The following is a 17,908-nucleotide window of genomic DNA, read 5'->3' as shown; positions in this document are numbered from 1 at the left end:
GCACCCAATGTTAAGGACATTTTTACATAACGGCGCCACGTTGCGCACGCCAGGCGGCGAAGCGCTCCTGCATACCGATGACGAAAACGAAAAACGCCGGCACGAAGAACACCGCCAGCACGGTGCCGCTGAGCATGCCGCCGAACACTCCGGTGCCGATGGCCTGCTGGGTTTCCGCGCTGGCGCCGGTGGCGAGCATCAACGGCATCACGCCAAGGGTGAAGGCCAGCGAGGTCATCAGGATCGGCCGCAGGCGCCGGCGCGCGGCGGTCGTTGCGGCGTCGATCAGCGTGCGCCCCTCGGCATGCAACTGGCGGGCGAACTCGACGATGAGGATGGCGTTCTTCGCCGACAGGCCGATGATGGTGATCATCCCCACCTTGAAGAACAGGTCGTTGGGCATACCGCGCAGCATCACCGCCGCCACCGCGCCGAGCAGACCCAGCGGCACCACCAGCATCACCGACAGCGGGATCGACCAGCTCTCGTACAGCGCCGCCAGCACCAGGAACACCACCAGCGCCGACAGCAGCATCAGCAGCGGAGCCTGTGCCGCCGACTGGCGCTCCTGCAGCGACTGCCCGGTCCAGGCCACGGCGAAACCTGACGGCAACTGCGCCACTAGGCGTTCCATCTCAGCCATCGCCGCGCCGCTGGAAACGCCCGGCGCGGCGCCCCCGGCGAGCCGCACGGCCGGGAAGCCCTGAAAGCGCATCATTTGCTGCGGCGACTCGTTCCACACCGGCGTCACCACCTCGCGCAGCGACACCATGCCGCCGCTGGCATTGCGCACGCGCAGGCCGAGCACATCGTCCAGTTGCATGCGCGCCGGGGCGTCGGCCTGCAGGATGACCTGCTGCATGCGCCCGGCATTGGGGAAGTCGTTGACGTACAGCGAGCCCATGGCCGCCGACAGGGTGCTGCTCACGGTGGTGAAGGAGAGGCCCATGGCCTCGACCTTCTGCCGGTCGATCTCCAGGTGGATGCTCTCGCCGGGCGGCAGGCCGTCCGGGTAGACATCGCTGACCAGCGCGCTCTGCGCGGCCAGTTCCAGCAGTTGCGCCTGCGCGGCCAGTAGCGCGGCCTCGCCACGATTGGCCCGATCCTGCAGGAACAGGGTGAAGCCGGAGGAGGTGCCCAGCTCGTCGATGGCCGGCGGCATCAGGCTCATCACCGTGCCCTCGACGGTGTCGGCCATGGCCTGCTGCGCCAGCTCTGCTTCTTCGGCGGCGGTGGCGCCATCACGCTGATCCCAGTCATTGAGCATGGTGAAGGCCATGGCCGCGTTGGGACCGGAGCCGGAGAAGCTGAAGCCCAGTACCACCAGATTGGCGTCCAGCGCCGGACGCGAGGCGACATGCGCCTCATAGGCCTTGACCACGTCCAGCGTCCGCTCGCTGGTGGCGCCGGTGGGCAACTGAATGGAGGTCATGAAGTAGCCCTGATCCTCCTCGGGCAGAAAGGACGACGGCAACTGCGCGGCGGCGATGACCAGCACCGCGCAGATCACCACGTACACCGCCATCATCCGCCCGCTGCGACCGGCCAGGCGGGCCACGCGCGTGCCGTATCCCGCCGTGAAGCGCTCGAAGCCACGGTTGAAGGCACCGAGGACGCCGCGCTTCTCGTGGAGGTCAGCGCTGACCGGACGCAGCAGGGTGGCGCACAGCGCCGGCGTCAGGCTCAGGGCGAGGAAGGCCGAGAACAGGATCGACACCGCCATCGACAGGGTGAACTGCTGGTAGATCACCCCCACCGAGCCGCTGCCGAAGGCCATGGGGATGAACACGGCGGTGAGCACCAGGGTGATACCGACGATCGCGCCGGTGATTTCCCGCATCGCCCGCGCGGTCGCCTCCCGTGGGGAGAGTCCCTGGGTGGCCATCAGCCGCTCGACGTTTTCCACCACCACGATAGCGTCGTCGACGATGATGCCGATGGCCAGCACCATGCCGAACATGGTCAGGGAGTTGATCGAGAAGCCGGCCAGCAGCATCACCGCGAAGGTGCCGAGCAGCGCGATGGGCGCGACGATGGCCGGGATCAGCGTGTAGCGCAGGTTCTGCAGGAACAGGTACATCACCAGGAACACCAGCACCATGGCCTCCAACAGGGTGTAGATCACCTTCTCGATAGAGACCTTGACGAAGGGCGCGGTGTCGAACGGCACCGAGTAGGCCATGCCCGCCGGCAGGCTCGGCGCCAGCTCGGCCAGGCGCGCGCGCACGGCGGCGGCGGTGCGCACCGCGTTGGCGCCGGGCGAGAGCTGGATCGCGGCGCTGGTCGCCGCCACGCCGTTCTCGCGGTTGGAAAAGCCGTAGGACTGCGCGCCCAGCTCGACCCGCGCCACATCACCAAGCACCACCTTCGCCCCATCGGCACCGGCACGCAGGACGACGGCCGCGAACTGCTCCGGCGTGGTCAGTTGCCCCTGCACGGTCAGCGGTACGGTCAGGCGCTGGCCCGGCAGCGCCGGTTCGTCGCCGATCCGCCCGGGCGCGATCGGCGCGTTCTGCTGCTCGATGGCCTGGGCCAGCTCGTTCATGGTCAGACCATAGGCGGTGAGCTTGTTCGGGTCGACCCAGATGCGCATGGCCTGCTCGGCGCCGAACAATTGCACGCGCCCCACGCCGTCGATGCGACGCAGCTCCTGGACGATGTTGCGCGCGAAGTAGTCGTTCAGCGCAACCTCGTCGAACTGCCCGTTGGGCGAGGTCATGCCGACCATCATCAGGAAGCCGGAGGCGGCGGATTCCACCTGCAAACCGTTCTGGCGCACCGCTTGCGGCAACCGCGGCTCGATCGCCTTGATGCGGTTCTGCACGTCCACCTGGGCCAGTTCCGCGTCGGTGCCCGGTTTGAAGGTGGCGGTGATCTGCGCGCTGCCCGAGGTGTCGACCGAGGACTCGAAGTACAGCAGGTTCTTCACCCCAGACAGTTCGCGCTCGATCTGGCTCACCACCGAGTCGTTGAGGGTCTGCGGGGTGGCCCCCGGATAGGTGGCGTACAGGGTCACCGTCGGCGGCGCCACCGAGGGGTAGCGAGCGATGGGCAGCTGCGGGATGGCGATGACGCCGGCCAGCACGATGAACAGGGCGATCACCCAAGCAAACACCGGGCGATTGATGAAAAACTGCGGCATGAGGGTTTCTCCGGACTCAGCGCGCGACGGCGCTGAGCTGTTCGCGGGCGGCAGCGGGCTGCCAGGGGCGCGCGGCGACCTGCGCATCCGGACTCAGACGCTCGATGCCTTCGATCACGACCTGCTGCCCGGCGCTGAGCCCGGACACGACGCGGTAGCGGCGCGCCACCAGCTCGCCGAGCTCGATGGCCACCGGCTGCGCCCGGCCCTGCGCATCCAGCACCCACACCCTGGCCTGGCCCGCCGTGCGGGTCACCGCCTGCTGGGGCACGCTCAGGGCCTCGGCGTAATGCGCACGGGGAATCCGCGCCTGCACGTAGAGGCCGGGCAGCAGGCGACGCTGCGGGTTGTCGACCAGCACGCGCAGCAGCACATCGCCGGTACCGGCATCCACCTCGATGCCGGAGAAGAGGATGCGTCCCTGCATGCCCAGGGGCTTGCCGTCGCTGCCGAGGATCTCGGCGGTGAGTTCCGGCGTCGCCGAGCCGGCCTGCTCACGCAGCGCTTCCAGCGCCGAGGCGGACTGGCGCACATCAACGTACACCTGGTCGATCTGCTGGATGCGCGCCATAGGCGTGGCATCGGTCGGCGAGACCAGCGCACCTTCGCTGACCAGCGCCTGATCGATACGCCCGGCGATCGGCGCCTCGACGCTGGCGAACTGCAAGTCCAGCCTGCGCCGCGCCAGCGTTGCCTTGGCCTGGGCCACGTCGGCGGCCGCCTGATCGCGCTGTGACACAGCGTCGTCATACACCTGGCGGCTGACGGCTTCGGTATGCATCAAGGGTTTGAGCCGCTCAACCTGCACGCGCGCCCGCGCCAGGACCACCTCGGCACGCTGCAAGGCGGCCGCCGCACTGTCGACCTCGGCCTCGAACGGTGCAGGATTGATCTGGAACAGCACGGCACCGGCTTTGATTTCGGCGCCCTGCTCGAACAGACGACGCTGCACGATACCGCCGATCTGCGCGCGGATCTCGGCGCTGCGCACGGCGGCCACGCGACCGGGCAGATCCTCGCTGACCGACAGTTCGTGCGCCTTGAGTGTCATCACCGACACCTGAACCGGCGCGGGCGCTTCTTCACTCTGCTGCGCCGAATCGCAACCGGCCACACCCAACACGGCAAGTCCTGCGAGCAGAATGCTCAGATGCCGCTGTTTGCTGCCCATAACCCACTCCTCGCTGAAGGCTGCTCCTGGCGACCCGATGTCGACCGGGAGCGGATCGAGGCTGTAGTCTGGCGTGCGGCCATTGCGAATGATTCGAGGCTTTGTGGAGAAAGTATGGAGGGCGCGATAAGATTCAGCGCCATCGTCTTCGAGACCGCCCATGTCCGATCTCAATACGCGCGTCAGCCCCGCCTCCCCTGCCCCGGCACTGGTACTGATCGCCGAGGACGAAGCCGAGATCGCCGACATCCTCGCCGCCTACCTGCAACGCAGCGGGCTGCGTACCCGGCATGCCGCCGATGGCCGCGAAGTGCTGGCCATGCACCAGGCGCTCGAACCGGATCTACTGTTGCTCGACGTGCAGATGCCGCACCTCGATGGCTGGAAAGTGCTCAGCGAAATCCGCTCCCGCAGCGACACGCCGGTGATCATGCTCACCGCGCTCGATCAGGACATCGACAAGCTGATGGGACTGCGCCTGGGCGCCGACGACTACGTGGTCAAACCCTTCAACCCGGCCGAGGTGGTGGCGCGGGTTCAAGCGGTGCTGCGGCGCACCCGGCCGAGCACGCCCGCCCCCATACAGAGGCTGCGCGTCGGTGCGATCCAGATCGATCTGGACAGCCACGAAGCCAGCATTTGCCGCGCTGACCGGCCGCAGCGGCTCGATCTGACCCTGACGGAATTCAAACTGCTCGCCTGTCTGATGCGTGCGCCCAAACGGGTGTTCAGCCGCGCGGAATTGCTGGTCGACTGTCTGCCCGAAGGCGATACCCAGGAGCGCACCGTCGACAGCCACATCAGCAAGCTGCGCAAGAAACTCGAAGCCCTGGGCATCCAGGGCGTACCGAGCAGCGTCTGGGGCGTGGGCTATCGCTTCGGCGGCGATCCATGAAGCGCACACCGGGCCTGCGCCAGCAGATCATCCAGTCCCTGACGGTGATGGCGCTGGGCATCATCCTGATCTCGGTATTCGGCTCCTACGTGTTCTATGCCATCGCCGTGACCTACCTGCCGGGCAGCATTTCCGAAACCTGGATGCCCTCGCAGACGGAGCTGGTCTGGATCGTCTGTACCATCGTCGCCGCGCTCGGCATGGCGGTGTTCGTCGCCATCCGCTTGTCGCAGCGCCTCATCACGCCGTTGAACTCGGTGGCGCACAGCCTGCGCGAAGTAGCCCAGGGCAGACTCGACGCCCGCGCGCCAATGGATGAAAAGGCCATGGGCGAGACGGCGCAACTGGTGCGCGACTTCAACGCCATGGCCGAACGCTTGCAGGGCATGACCCGCGAGCGCGAGTTCTGGAACGCCGCCATCGCTCACGAGCTGCGCACGCCCGTGACTATTTTGCGCGGACGTTTGCAGGGGTTGGCGGAGGGCGTGTTCAGCCCCAGCAGCGAGATCTTCGAGGGACTGCTGCGACAGGTGGAAGGACTCAATCGCCTGATCGAAGACCTGCGCGTGCTGAGTCTCAACGACAGCGGCCATCTGGAGTTGCAGCGGGCCACGGTCAGGCTGGCCGAGGAACTCGACACCGTCCTGCAGGCCTTCGCCGCGCCCCTGGCGGCAAAGGGTTTTCACCTGCATAGCGAACTCGATGCAAACCTGATGGTGGAGTGCGATGCGGTACGCATCCGTCAGGCGCTGATGGCTCTGCTGGAAAACAGCCTGCGGCACGCCGATCCGGGCAACCTGCGGGTCCGCCTGCGGCAGGCGGACGGATGGTGTCACCTGAGCGTGGAGGATGATGGTCCCGGCATCGATAGCACGCTTGCCATCGACATATTCGAGGCCTTTCGCCGTGGAGACCCCTCGCGTGCACGGCAAAGTGGCGGTAGCGGTCTAGGTCTCGCCGTGGTCAAAGCCATCGCCGAGGCGCATGGCGGCCATGCGGAATGCCAACCATCCGACAGGGGGAGTTCATTCGGAATTTCCTGGCCGATCCGCCTGTGTCCGCCTACGCCCGCATCATTGTCGTAGTCATTTTGTGCAGACGAAGCCGAACCGTCCCATGCAACTCCGGGAAACGAAAACCCCGGTAATTCCGGGGTTTTGGGCATCTCATTACACACATGTTCATAAGTCATGAGATTCCCTGGCGTATTTGATCCCGGCGGCCACGTCTCTGATGCGCTGCAGACCGAGCCAAATGGTCTTCACACCGGGCTCGCCATCGCCCTTGCGTCCGAGAAAACCGCCCTGGCGGGCGATCAAGCGCAGCACGTCATTGAGTCGTGGAGGCGACTTGGGTACGGGCTTCTTGGCCAGGATGTAGGCCGCTTGCCACTCTTCGGGTTCAAACAACAGCGACGCCTCCAGGTCTGGCACGGTACGCCCCAGACGCATCAGTCGGGCGATGCGCCATCCCACCACCAGAAACAGCGCGAAGGCGCGCTCCAGGCGCGCGACGGTGCCCAGTTGCAGGGCCTCGACACGACAGCCTTCCTTGAGCACCAAAAACAGCCGTTCGATTTCCCAGCGCGCCCGGTACCACTCGATCAGTTCGACGACGGTCGCGAGCGTCTCCGCCGTGCGGTTGGTCAGCAGACGCCATTCAATCGGTTTGACGCCCTTGGGAGCCTCCATTTCACGGGCGATCACACAGGTGACCTCAAGGTGACCGTGGCGCCGATCCGAGAGCGTGACGCCTCTGGCATAGAGTTGCTGACGCACCTCTCGGGCCTGACGTCCGCGACCGGGCGGCCGGGTGAAGCGCACCGTCCCAAGTGGCTTGGTCTCCAGCACATGCGCCCACAGCTTCCGGCCCTCGCCACCGGGCAACGCGCGGTTATGCTTGGCGCGCAACAGCCAATCGGCGGGGGTTGCCAAATCCCGCGCGCGCACCATCAGGTCCAGTATGTCGGCCTCACGATCGGCCACATAGACCAGGCGGGTGTCGGGCAACTCCCTGGCCAGGTCCGCGACCCGTTCATAGCCTTCTTTCCAGCGCACACTCTCGGGGCCTCCCGGACGCTGGCCGTCGGCGTCTTTTGGCTCGCGGGCCCACATCCAGGCATCCAGGACACCCAACGGTTCGCGCTCGGGCGTCACCGCGTAGGTCGGATGCAGGTACATCCCGCGCTGGGCCTCGTAGCTCAAGGGACCAAGTCCTTTGATCGTCTGGCCGTTGAAGTCCAGCTCCGTGGTGTCCTGCAGACACAGCACCACCGGATAGGCCGCCATGCGCCTCTGCGTGCACTGACGATGCGGCTCCAGAATGTCGAGCCAGTCGTAGCGTTCACTGCCGAGAAACCGATAGGCCGCCTGCGTCTCCGCCCAGCCGTTGCAGGCCCCCGGAATACTCGCCGTCGGATGCTCGGCCAGGCGCTCGATCAAGTGGATCGCACGCCGGTCGCGGCGCGTGTCGCCCAGATCAATCGAGGCCAATTCTTCCGACGCCCAGCCCATCGTGTGCTCCAACATGTCTCAGAAAAACAGTTCTCTATCGTACACCCAGAGTTCTGTGTAATGGGATGGGTTTTGGGGTGTCAAAGCAACCTTATGCCAACCTGTGAAGCGGTTCAGACCCGGCTCCTCCAGCCCGAGATCTTTGGGTGTCAGACCACCTTTGATCGCGCCGCCAAACCCAATCACTCCTCCTATCCGTGGGCACAGACGATTCTTTTGCTCGGGCTACTCAAGCGCATTCATGGACGCTGGGCCTGTATTCCCTGGGCCTTTGCCTGGTATCTACTGGTCACCCTGCGTCTGGGCCGTCAGCGCTTGCACGGACGCGCCATTGGCTTCGAGACCAAGTTCGCTCAGGCCATGCGCCTGCTTCGGTTCGTAGCCGGGGCGGTTCAGGCACGCTAGCGCAATCTTTGCATCAGAATCCTGCCCCAGGTGTGTGCGTCATCGAACAGACGGTCATGGCGGTTTCGGTCAGGCTGACACGGACTTGTGATGTGACCAAACACCCCCCTTGGCGACCAACGCACGGTCGGCGTTTGGCTACAGGTGTCAGGTGTGGCTTAAAACACGCACAGGCGGAGGTACCATTGAGATGAGCCAAGCAGCAACCGTTTTCGGGGCTTCGGCCCCTGATCGACTCTCTCATCTGATTCAGAAGCGCATCTTCGGCGATCAGGTCGACATCCCATTGGAAATCAGCCTGTGGGGCGGGCGTACCTATCGCTTCGGCGACGACGAGCCGGTGGTGAAGATCGTCGTGAAGGATCGTCAGGGCCTGAGCGCGCTGCGCCGGCTCGATGAGCTGCGCATCTGCGAAGCCTACATGAACGGAAGTCTGGATGTGCAGGGCGACATGCTCGGGTTCGCCAGTCTCCGGCCCGGCTTGAACGACCGTCATCCATTGCACGATCTGTGGCGACGGATCGCCCCCTGGTTCGTCGGACGGCTCTCGACCGACCGGCACGCCATCGCCGCCCATTACGACGAGGCCAGCGACTTCTATCTCCGGTTCCTGGATCCGACCCGCTGTTATTCACACGCCATATTCGAGCAGGATGATGAAGCACTGGAGACGGCGCAGCGCCGCAAGCTCGACTTCGCCATCGAGGCCTGTCGCCTCAAGCCGGGGGAGCGCGTACTGGATGTCGGCGGCGGTTGGGGGAGCTTCACCGAACAGGCCGGACTGCGCGGCATTCAGGTCACCTCACTGACGATCTCCCGCGAGTCGGCGGCCTTCCTGACCAACTTGATCGACCGACGCCAACTGCCCTGCCGGGTGGTGAACCAGGACTTTCTGGCCTACGCCTCGCCGCAACCCTATGACGCAATCGTCATTCTGGGCGTGATGGAACATCTTCCCGATTATCCGGCGGTGCTGCGGCAGATCCGGCGTTTGCTGAAACCGGGCGGGCGCGTCTATCTCGACGCCAGCGCGACCCGCAACAAATATGACAAGCCCAGCTTCATTGCCCGCTACATCTTTCCGGCGGATCATGCCTTCTTCTGCCTGCACGACTTCCTGCGCGCGGTGTCGAAGAGTCCGCTGGACGTGCTGGCGGTTCACAATGATCGCCATAACTATTTCCTCACCTGTCAGGCCTGGGCACAGAACCTGGACTCGGCGCGGGAGGACATCATCGCCCGCTGGGGCGAACCGCTCTACCGTCGCTTTCGACTCTATCTCTGGGGTTCGGCTCAAGCCTTTCTCAGTCGCGGCGCCGACGCCTTCCGGGTCGTTCTGGAGCGACCCGCTGACGGCGTGCCGACACTCAGGTCGTCGACGACCGGCAGCGAACATTAACAGGAGCATCACATGCTGTTCAGACAACTGTTCGAACCGATTTCCAGCACCTACACCTATCTGCTCGGCTGCGAGGAGACCGGTCAGGCGATCCTGATCGATCCGGTGCTGCCCACCTGGCCGCGCGATCTGGCGGCCATCGCCGAACTCGGGCTGAAGCTGGTCTATACGCTCGACACCCACATCCACGCCGATCACATCACGGCTGCGCTGACGCTCAAGCGCGAGTCCGGGAGCCGGATCGCGCATCCGGCCATCGACGCCCTGCCCTGCATCGACGTGCCGGTGCAGGAAGGTACGCCGCTGGCGGTCGGCGGCCTGCGGATCGATCCGCTCTTCACCCCCGGACACACCGACGGCCATCATGCCTATCGCCTCGGCGACCGCGTCTTGACCGGCGATGCACTTCTGATCGACGGCTGTGGCCGCACTGACTTCCAGAATGGCGATGCGCCGGCGCTCTATCACAGCGTGCGCGAAACCCTGTTTTCACTCCCCGATGGAACCCTGGTGTATCCGGCCCATGATTACGAAGGACGCCAGGTGTCGAGCATCGGACAGGAGAAAGCACGCAACCCGCGTCTCGGCGGCGACCGCTCGCTCGCCGACTTCGTCGCGCTCATGAGCGCGCTGGATCTGGCCTATCCGACCTTCATCGACTATGCGGTGCCGGGAAACCGGGAATGCGGCGTCTGCCCCACCGACGTGCCGGAAGATCTTCAGCAGTATTGCCGGCAGATGCGTGACAGTCGGCAGGGGTGAGGTGCGTTTTGGCGCAGCGGTCCTGTTCGTGCGCATTCCGCAACAGGCGCGGGGACTTGAAACTTATGTACGCTACCGAACGGATGTTGCTTGAATGTTTCAGTAAGCTCTGTTTTAGGCTTCGATAGGAATTGAAACGGATCACGCTTCGTTATATTCAGGAACAATGCATCGCGGTCTGCCCTGTCTTCATTAAATTTCACTCAACTCAATCAGGAATGACCCATGAAACACTTGAATATGACTGCTGTCGCTGTCGCCATCGGCCTTGTTTTCAGCGCCGGCGCCATGGCACAGAGTCTGTCGAAGAGTGACTATGAAGCGGAGAAGGATCGCATCGCGGCAGCCTACAAATCCGACAAAGCGAACTGTGATGCACATTCAGGAAACAAGAAAGATGTCTGCATCGCTGAAGCCAAGGGCAATGAAAAGATCGCCAAGGCCGAACTCGAAGCGCGTGCAGAACCCAGCGCCAAGAACCACTACGACGTACTCATTGCCAAGGCCGAAGCCGATTACGCCGTCGCCAAGGAAAAATGCGATGACCAGTCCGGCAATGCGCAAGACGTTTGCGTGAAGGAAGCGAAGGCCGCCGAGACCCGAGCCAAAGCGGATGCCGAGGTGCAGATGAAAACCTGGAAGGCAAACAAGTCCGCCTACGAGACATCGAGCGAAGCTGGCATGAAAGCGAAAGAGGATCGCACTGAAGCGCGTCAGGACGCGGCAACGGATATCGTCGATGCGGATTATGCCGTCGCGAAGGAAAAGTGTGACGCCATGGCAGGTGACGCCAAGTCGCGTTGCCTCGATGCCGCTAAAGCGAAGTACGACCAGTAGCCGCTCGCTGTCTAACGAAATAACGACAAACGGATGGGTGGTCTCTACCCATCCGGGTTTTTGATAGAGGGCGCTGGATTTACACATAACCGCACTGACGCGACGTGCCTGTAAGGCAGGTGGTGCGCCTTGGACGTCAGGCTGCCGCGCAGAGGGTTCATTATGTCCATCGTTCTCGAAGAGTCGATCCGCGCCTGGATGGCGGGGAGCCAAACCCTGCGCGAGCAGATCACCGAGCAGGGCACGGCGCGCTTCATCGCTGTCCTCGGATCGACCGCGTCTCCGGATCGGGCGCAGGTGGATCGGGCCGCCGCCCGTGCCTGTGATGAGGTCTTCACCGCTCTGACCGCCGACGCGGTGCTGGATTCCCTGCCCTCCGCGCCGACCGAGGCTGGCGCCCGCGAGGCCCTGCGCAGCCGCTGGCTCAGTCTCAACCCCGCCTGGACGCTCCCACTCCCCGTCTCGGCTCCCGGCCTGCCCGCCCAGCGGCTGGCCATTGCCGCCGCCATCGGCAGCCTGCTCGGCATGGCGCTTCTGGGCGGCTTGCTGCACCTGACTCTGGGTGTGCGCGGCCTGGGCATGCTCATCGGCGGCCCCGGCGGCGCGGCACTGGCCATGTACGCAGTCGGTCGGCTCAAGGAGAGCAAGATCCTGCGCAATGGACTCAAGACCCTGCTCGGCGTGGCCTTGGCGGCGGATCTGCTGGGCGCGGCATCGTTCGGGCTGGGCGCCCTCTGGGGCCGGCTGGCCGGCATCGGCCTGCTGCGGCGACTCCTGATCTACGCCGGCGCGGTCTCCCTGCTGGCCTTCACCCGTGGCGGCGCCCAATACGATGCCCGCGCCTATCGCGCGTCGATCCGCGATCTGATCCGTCAGTGGGTCGATGTCTCCTCGATCCTGCTCGGCTGTCTGTCCGCCGGGCCGGTGACGCCCCCTGGTGACGCGGTGCTGGACGCCGGTCTCGCGCGGGCGATCCAGGATCTCCACCGTTCCGACGTCGGAAATCTGCCCGCTGCCGCCGAGTCGCTGCTGCTGGAAGCGCGCCGGATGGGTCTGGAGGGCCTGTCGACGCCGCCCAGCTTCACGCAGTCCGACCGCGCGGAGCGCCCGCACCTGCGCTGGAGCCGGGAGCTGGAGGAACAGTATCGGCCGTTCGGTCTGATCGAGGACGGCGACACCGTCATCGTCGAGGACGCGCCGGTGATCCAGAATGGCCGCGTACTGGAGAAAGGCCGTGTTCGCAAACAGCGATAGCACCGCGCCCAGGCCGGCGGAGCCCAAGCCGGTTCTGGCCATCGATTTCGGCACCTCCAACACCTATGTCACCAAGTGTCCGGGCGACCGGGAAGATCCGGTCGGCGTGGATTTCGGCGACGGCCGCGACGGCATCGCCACCGCCCTCCTCTACCGCGCGGACAAGGAGTCGCTGATCGGCCATGTGGCGCTGGAGGAGTTCGGCGACGCCGGCACCGAGCATGACGACTACCGCATCCGCGCCCAGTTCAAACCGGATCTGGTCAGCAGCGCCGAGGCGCGCCGCTATGCGCGCGACTTTCTGGTCGGTCTGCTGGCGCTCGCCCGACGCCAGAACAAGGACATCGCGCCCTTGCAGCGTCAGGTCATCTTCGGGGTTCCGAGCGAGGCGTCCGCGACCTATCGGGAGGCGCTGCGCGCGATTGCCCAGGAAGCGGGCTTCGGTGACGTCAAGACGGTGGACGAACCCAAGGGCGCGCTCTACTTCCATCTCCAGCGCAAGGACATCACCCCGATCGAGGCGCTCAAGGGCGCGCTGGTGGTCGATTTCGGCGGCGGCACCTGCGACTTCGCGCTCGTCGTGCGCGGCGAGATCCGGCACTCCTGGGGCGACATGCATCTGGGCGGACGCCTGTTCGACGACCTCTTTTACCAGTGGTTCATCGAACAGAATCCGGAGGCCGTCGCCGCCATGCGCCGCGAGCGGGCCGAATTTTTCGTACAGGCAGTGCGCTGCCGCGAGGTGAAAGAGAAATTCTCCCTCGCCATGGCGCTCGACCCGACGACGGTCTATCGCAGGAACGTGGGCGACTATGGGCGTCTCCATGACATGACCTGGGACGCCTTCCTGGCCCGCGCACGCCGCTACCGGCCATCGGCGACCTTTGCACAGTATCTGCGCGCGATGAACCCGCCAGCCGGCGCGCATCTGGATTCATTCGCACAGGGGCTGGATCTGCTCGACTGGTTTCGCCAGACCCTGCGTCAGGGGCTGGCCCATGAGCAGGTGCGTCATCAGGATCTGGCCTGCGTGATCCTGACCGGAGGCAGCAGCGCCTGGCCCTTCGTCGCCGACATCGTCACCGAAGAGCTGAAACAGATCGATCCAAGACACATCGAGCAGTTGCCGCGTCTGGTTCACAGCGACCGCCCCTATGTGACCGTGTCCCAGGGACTGGCCATCGTCCCGGCGCTGCAACGACGGCTGGCGGCGACCCAGATCGATCTGCGCCGCGAACTGCCGGAGTTCATCGGCGCCCGCATTGCCCCCCTGATCGAGCGGCGGATGGACGAGGCGGCGAACCGCATCGCCGAACAGGTGGCCGTCGGTCTGTTCGACGAGCGCATCGAACCCATTCTGCGCCGCTTTCGTCAGGAGGGCGGATCAGTCGTCGATCTCAAGTCCAGGATCGCGGAGGATGCCGCCGCCTTCCGGCCGCAACTCGAAGCCATCGTCACGACCCAGCTCGCCCGGGTGCTCAACGGCGTCGCCGCCGACACCACCGAGCTGATGCAGGACTGGTACCGACATCACCGGCTCACCGTCGATCAGGGACTCACCCACGCCGGGACGCCGGTGGACATGGCCGATGGCTTGCGGCTGGCGAACCTGGATGTCTATGGCGAGATCACGGGCGTCGTCCTGGCGCTGTCCACGACCATCGTGACCGTCCTGGCGGCGGCCATCAGCGGCGGCGCCGGTACGGCGCTGGTCATGTCCGGCCCCTACGGGCTGCTGATCGGCGCCCTGGTCGGCCTGATCGCCGCCTTCCTGGCGGTACGCTACGGGACGGACGAGGCCACGCACCGGGCCGAGCAGTGGGAGGGTGCGCCGCTCTGGCTGATCGCGCGCGTACTCTCGGACAGCAAGATCGCCCACCTGCGCGACGATCTCAAGGATCAGGTGGTGGACAAGGTCAGCGCCCAATCGGAGCAGGCCCGGCAAGGATTGGAGGGCCAGATCAGCGCGCGGGTCGAGCAGGACATCGCCAGTCTGTCGGCGATCAACCAGCTTTGGTGAACCGGACGCCGTAGCGGCGTATCACGAGACGACCGAACGGCTGGATGTAACGGGAAAGGTTCGAAATATGACGACTCGTCCACAGAAGCGCTCTCACACGGATTCCGCAGAAGACAGGGTCGACCCCTCGACAACGGATCACGCCCTGCGCGTGTCGGAAGCGCGTTATCGGCGCCTGTTTGAAACCGCGCAGGACGGCATCCTGCTGCTCAATGCCGAGACGGCGCAGATCGAGGATGTCAATCCCTTCCTGATCGACTTGCTCGGTTATTCGTATGACGAATTCCTGGGCAAGAAGCTCTGGGAGATCGGTGCCTTCAAGGACACCGCACTGAGCATCGACGTGTTTATCGAACTGAGGGCGACCCGCTGTGTTCGATACGACAACCTGCCGCTGGAGCGTAAGGACGGACGCCGGATTTCCGTCGAGTATGTCAGCAACATCTACGAGTGTGCAGGAACGGATGTCATCCAGTGCAATATCCGCGACAACACGACGCGACATCTGGCGGAGATCGCGTTAAGCACGACGACGCGGGCACTCAAAATGCTCAGTGAGAGTAATGTGGCGTTGCTCAGTTCAAAGTCGGAAGCCACGTTACTGACCGAATATTGCCGGATCGCCGTCGAAACCGGCGGCTACCGCATGGCCTACGTTGGTTTTGCACACACGGAGAAAGATCAAAGCCTCCAAACGGTTGCGCTCTATGGCCACAAGGCCGGCGATTCAGCGGCCGCCCCCCTGACCTGGGCGGAAACAACGCCGGGCGATGACCCGATCGGACGCGCACTTCGGTCGGGACACGTCCAATTCTCAGAGGACATTTCCACGGACCCGGTGATGACGCCCTGGCGGGCCGAGGCGTTGGCGCGTGGTTATCATTCCGTCATAGCCGTGCCCTTTGCGCTTCCCAGCGGGGCAATGGCCTGCTTGATCCTGTACAGCGAGCGGCGTGATGCCTGGTCCGACCCTGAACGGACACTGTTGCAGGAAATGGCGGCCGACCTGGCCTTTGGAATCGCCGCCCTGCGCACGGCGGCGGCCAAGATGCAGTATGAGCAGAACCTGCAAATCAGCCTGGAGCAAACCATCCAGGTCATTGCCGACACCATCGAAGAGCGCGACGCCTACACGGCGGGCCATCAACGCCGGGTCGCGAACCTCTGCACCCGCATTGCTACTGAACTCGGCTTATCGGTCGATCGCCTGCGTGGTCTTCATCTCGCGGCGACGATTCATGATCTGGGCAAAATCAGCATTCCGGCTGAGATCCTGGCCAAGCCCCGGCGCCTGAGTGCGATGGAATTCGGACTGATCAAGGAACATCCGACCATCGGGTTCGAGATCCTCAAAAAGGTCATCTTCCCCTGGCCGATCGCCACCATCATTGCGCAACATCACGAGCGGATCGACGGTTCCGGCTATCCGCTGGGCCTGACGGGGGATGCCATCCTGCTGGAGTCCAAAATCCTCGCCGTCGCCGACGTGGTGGAGGCGATGGCCTCGCACCGGCCCTACCGATCCGCCCTGGGTCTTGAAGCGGCTCTGGACGAAATCACCACGCATCGCGGCCTCACCTTCGATGCCGACGTGGTGGATGCCTGTCTGCGTGTCTTCCGGGATCGGGGATACCGTATTGAGGCTTAGGAAAGGTAACGAGTCCATGAAAGCCAAGCGATTTGAAACCGATTTTCCGATTGTGTGCGTGGGTGGATCGGCCGGCGGTCTCGATGCCTATATCCGGTTACTCCGGCATCTGCCGAGCGACACAGGGGCGGCCATCGTCATCGTGAATCATCTGCGAACCGTCGACACCCGCCTGCACGAAATTCTCCCGAATTACACCCGGATGCCGGTCGAGTTGATCACGGAACACCTGCTGATTCAGCCGAACCATGTGTTCATCATCCCGTCACAGCGGGATTTGCACATTTGCGATGACGAGTTTCGTCTCAAGCCGATCTCGAAGCCGCGGGGATGGCCGGACGTGATCACGGTCTTTCTGCGTTCACTCACCCAGTATTGGGACGGCACGCTGATCGCCGTCATCGTCTCAGGCTACGATGGCGATGGGGCGGCGGCGCTCTGCGGAATCAAGGACGTGGGAGGCATCACCATTGCGCAGACGCTCGCAACCGCCACGCAGCCGGACATGCCGGAGAGCGCCATCGCCAGCGGGTGTATCGATTTTGTACTTTCACCCGAAGAGATCGCGCTAAAAATCGTCGGTATTGCCGGCGAGTCCAACACACAGAACCACTGAACGCTGACCGGCAGCCCGGATCGACCGATCTTCCGTCATTGCTCACCGAACTGCGCCGGCTCCGCGCCTCAACCCGGTCGGCCATCGGGTCGCGGGCGCCATAGCATGGGGGCATGCACCCAGAGAAAGAGTCCGAAGGCCAGCATCCAGCACAGCCCGCTGGTCGTCAGCCAGGTCTGATAGCCGGCGGGTGCAAGCAGGGGCGCGAGTCCGCGCAGCACCGCCGCGAGATTGATGAGGATGAAGGCGAGTAGCGTCAGCGGCACGGCCTGCATCGGCCGCCCCGTATGACCCACCGCCACCCGCGCCATCATGCCCAGCGTCAACACCCCGATTGCGCCCACGGTCAGGCTGTGCAGGGCCGCGCGCGGCGTCATGCCGGTGAAGGCCGGCAGCCCGTCCAGGATCAGACCGAGCGCGAGCCAGAGCAGGCCGGCGTAGAGCACGGTCAGCATGGGCGTGGTCCAGATCCGCCGGTTGTGCCAGCCGATCAGCCGCGCCAGTTGCAGCAGACCCAGGGTCAGCGCCAGAGCGCCCGCGACCGGCCCGAGCGGCTGGACGAAATCGACGATCAACAGCCCGGCGGCGACCGCAAAGACCAGTCGCTCCAGCCGCGGAAACACGCGGGGTTGCGCGTTGGCGAGGGCGCTTTTGATGAAGAAGGGCATGACCCGCCCGGAGACCAGCAGCATCACCAGCACGATCAGATCGAGCATCAGACGATGACCGCGCGTGGTGCCGCCGACGAGCAGCCCGAGTGCCTCCAGATGGACCATCGCGCCGGCGGCCGTCATCCCGGCGAAGACCAGCAAGAAGACCCGGTTGACCGGATTGGGGCCGTGCCAGAGCGGGTGCCAGAGTGCGAGCGCCAGCGCCGGAAAAAACGCCAGATCGAGCAGCACCACCAGCAGCGGCGGCAGCCCGAGCCAGGGCGCAAGCCGTCCGGCCAGCCAGAGTCCGACCAGCGCGGCCAGCCGGGCGCCGGTTGCGGTCGGCATCCCGGTCCAGTTGCGCACGGCGGTGAGCAGAAAGCCGGCGATCACCGCTGCGAGATAGCCGAACAGCATCTCGTGCGCGTGCCAGGCGGTGCCGGCGAGATGGCCCGGCTGGGGCCAGCGACCGCTCAGGATCGCCAGCCAGACAGCGACGGAGAGGATCGCCGACAGACCGGCGGCGAGAAAGAAGGGACGGAACCCGAGCGCGAGAACGGGGGCGGCGTTGAGGCGGGCGGTGAGGGTCATGCGAA

14 protein-coding genes are annotated in these 17,908 nt (G+C 64.8%); 10 read left to right on the top strand and 4 right to left on the bottom strand.

Annotation, left to right across the window (positions count from 1 at the left end; genetic code table 11):
* Positions 1–22: 22 nt before the first annotated feature.
* Positions 23–3,142: a multidrug efflux RND transporter permease subunit gene (locus tag ALVIN_RS04690; RefSeq protein ID WP_012970165.1), complete on the bottom strand. Its 3,120-nt coding sequence runs from the start codon at positions 3,140–3,142 to the stop codon at positions 23–25.
* 16 nt (positions 3,143–3,158) lie between these two features.
* Positions 3,159–4,475, bottom strand: a complete 1,317-nt coding sequence (locus ALVIN_RS04685; RefSeq protein WP_223295265.1) for an efflux RND transporter periplasmic adaptor subunit — start codon at positions 4,473–4,475, stop codon at positions 3,159–3,161.
* On the opposite strand from ALVIN_RS04685, the gene ALVIN_RS04680 reads away from it, so the two are divergent.
* Together ALVIN_RS04680 and ALVIN_RS04675 are read left to right on the top strand one after the other, a co-directional pair.
* The gene (locus ALVIN_RS04680) at positions 4,474–5,208 is read left to right on the top strand and encodes a response regulator (protein WP_012970163.1); all 735 of its coding nucleotides are present in this window, start codon (positions 4,474–4,476) and stop codon (positions 5,206–5,208) included. The two genes, ALVIN_RS04685 and ALVIN_RS04680, sit on opposite strands and share 2 nt — an antisense overlap.
* Positions 5,205–6,293, top strand: coding sequence for an ATP-binding protein (locus ALVIN_RS04675; RefSeq protein WP_012970162.1), 1,089 nt, complete (start codon positions 5,205–5,207; stop codon positions 6,291–6,293). The genes ALVIN_RS04680 and ALVIN_RS04675 overlap by 4 nt, the downstream gene beginning before the upstream one ends.
* 96 nt (positions 6,294–6,389) lie before the next feature.
* Here ALVIN_RS04675 and ALVIN_RS04670 read toward each other — a convergent pair whose 3' ends face one another.
* A complete protein-coding gene (locus ALVIN_RS04670; protein WP_012970161.1) occupies positions 6,390–7,721 on the bottom strand; it encodes an IS4 family transposase in 1,332 nt (443 codons plus the stop codon).
* 93 nt (positions 7,722–7,814) lie between these two features.
* On the opposite strand from ALVIN_RS04670, the gene ALVIN_RS04665 reads away from it, so the two are divergent.
* The 8 genes from ALVIN_RS04665 to ALVIN_RS04630 all read left to right on the top strand — a co-directional run bounded on the left by ALVIN_RS04665 (position 7,815) and on the right by ALVIN_RS04630 (position 16,662).
* A complete protein-coding gene (locus ALVIN_RS04665) occupies positions 7,815–8,126 on the top strand; it encodes a hypothetical protein (protein ID WP_043795527.1) in 312 nt (103 codons plus the stop codon).
* Positions 8,127–8,316: 190 nt separating this feature from the next.
* A complete protein-coding gene (locus ALVIN_RS04660) occupies positions 8,317–9,525 on the top strand; it encodes a class I SAM-dependent methyltransferase (RefSeq protein ID WP_012970159.1) in 1,209 nt (402 codons plus the stop codon).
* A gap of 12 nt (positions 9,526–9,537) precedes the next feature.
* Positions 9,538–10,287, top strand: a complete 750-nt coding sequence (locus ALVIN_RS04655) for an MBL fold metallo-hydrolase (protein WP_012970158.1) — start codon at positions 9,538–9,540, stop codon at positions 10,285–10,287.
* A 225-nt stretch (positions 10,288–10,512) separates the two neighbouring features.
* Positions 10,513–11,124, top strand: coding sequence for a hypothetical protein (locus ALVIN_RS04650; protein ID WP_012970157.1), 612 nt, complete (start codon positions 10,513–10,515; stop codon positions 11,122–11,124).
* Positions 11,125–11,286: 162 nt separating this feature from the next.
* Entirely contained in the window at positions 11,287–12,378 is a 1,092-nt protein-coding gene (locus ALVIN_RS04645; protein WP_012970156.1) for a hypothetical protein, read from the top strand.
* Complete coding sequence (locus tag ALVIN_RS04640) at positions 12,359–14,398, top strand: Hsp70 family protein (protein ID WP_012970155.1); 2,040 nt, start codon at positions 12,359–12,361, stop codon at positions 14,396–14,398. The genes ALVIN_RS04645 and ALVIN_RS04640 overlap by 20 nt, the downstream gene beginning before the upstream one ends.
* A 67-nt stretch (positions 14,399–14,465) precedes the next feature.
* Positions 14,466–16,046: an HD domain-containing phosphohydrolase gene (locus ALVIN_RS04635; RefSeq protein WP_012970154.1), complete on the top strand. Its 1,581-nt coding sequence runs from the start codon at positions 14,466–14,468 to the stop codon at positions 16,044–16,046.
* Between the two features lie 16 nt (positions 16,047–16,062).
* The gene (locus ALVIN_RS04630) at positions 16,063–16,662 is read left to right on the top strand and encodes a chemotaxis protein CheB (protein WP_012970153.1); all 600 of its coding nucleotides are present in this window, start codon (positions 16,063–16,065) and stop codon (positions 16,660–16,662) included.
* 68 nt (positions 16,663–16,730) lie between these two features.
* Here ALVIN_RS04630 and ALVIN_RS04625 read toward each other — a convergent pair whose 3' ends face one another.
* Entirely contained in the window at positions 16,731–17,903 is a 1,173-nt protein-coding gene (locus ALVIN_RS04625; protein WP_012970152.1) for an NnrS family protein, read from the bottom strand.
* Positions 17,904–17,908 lie beyond the last annotated feature (5 nt).

The organism is Allochromatium vinosum DSM 180 (assembly GCF_000025485.1).
GTDB classification, from domain to species: Bacteria; Pseudomonadota; Gammaproteobacteria; order Chromatiales; family Chromatiaceae; genus Thermochromatium; species Thermochromatium vinosum.
Note: the sequence above shows the minus strand (reverse complement) of the source record. Positions and strands in the feature narration are given on the sequence as shown.

What these genes read in the sequence shown, in the direction of transcription:
- ALVIN_RS04690 (WP_012970165.1), bottom strand. Translation starts at nt 3,142, where the DNA reads ATGCCGCAGTTTTTCATCAATCGCCCGGTGTTTGCTTGGGTGATCGCC.
- ALVIN_RS04680 (WP_012970163.1), top strand. Translation starts at nt 4,474, where the DNA reads ATGTCCGATCTCAATACGCGCGTCAGCCCCGCCTCCCCTGCCCCGGCA.
- ALVIN_RS04685 (WP_223295265.1), bottom strand. Translation starts at nt 4,475, where the DNA reads ATGGGCGGTCTCGAAGACGATGGCGCTGAATCTTATCGCGCCCTCCAT.
- ALVIN_RS04675 (WP_012970162.1), top strand. Translation starts at nt 5,205, where the DNA reads ATGAAGCGCACACCGGGCCTGCGCCAGCAGATCATCCAGTCCCTGACG.
- ALVIN_RS04670 (WP_012970161.1), bottom strand. Translation starts at nt 7,721, where the DNA reads ATGGGCTGGGCGTCGGAAGAATTGGCCTCGATTGATCTGGGCGACACG.
- ALVIN_RS04665 (WP_043795527.1), top strand. Translation starts at nt 7,815, where the DNA reads ATGCCAACCTGTGAAGCGGTTCAGACCCGGCTCCTCCAGCCCGAGATC.
- ALVIN_RS04660 (WP_012970159.1), top strand. Translation starts at nt 8,317, where the DNA reads ATGAGCCAAGCAGCAACCGTTTTCGGGGCTTCGGCCCCTGATCGACTC.
- ALVIN_RS04655 (WP_012970158.1), top strand. Translation starts at nt 9,538, where the DNA reads ATGCTGTTCAGACAACTGTTCGAACCGATTTCCAGCACCTACACCTAT.
- ALVIN_RS04650 (WP_012970157.1), top strand. Translation starts at nt 10,513, where the DNA reads ATGAAACACTTGAATATGACTGCTGTCGCTGTCGCCATCGGCCTTGTT.
- ALVIN_RS04645 (WP_012970156.1), top strand. Translation starts at nt 11,287, where the DNA reads ATGTCCATCGTTCTCGAAGAGTCGATCCGCGCCTGGATGGCGGGGAGC.
- ALVIN_RS04635 (WP_012970154.1), top strand. Translation starts at nt 14,466, where the DNA reads ATGACGACTCGTCCACAGAAGCGCTCTCACACGGATTCCGCAGAAGAC.
- ALVIN_RS04630 (WP_012970153.1), top strand. Translation starts at nt 16,063, where the DNA reads ATGAAAGCCAAGCGATTTGAAACCGATTTTCCGATTGTGTGCGTGGGT.
- ALVIN_RS04625 (WP_012970152.1), bottom strand. Translation starts at nt 17,903, where the DNA reads ATGACCCTCACCGCCCGCCTCAACGCCGCCCCCGTTCTCGCGCTCGGG.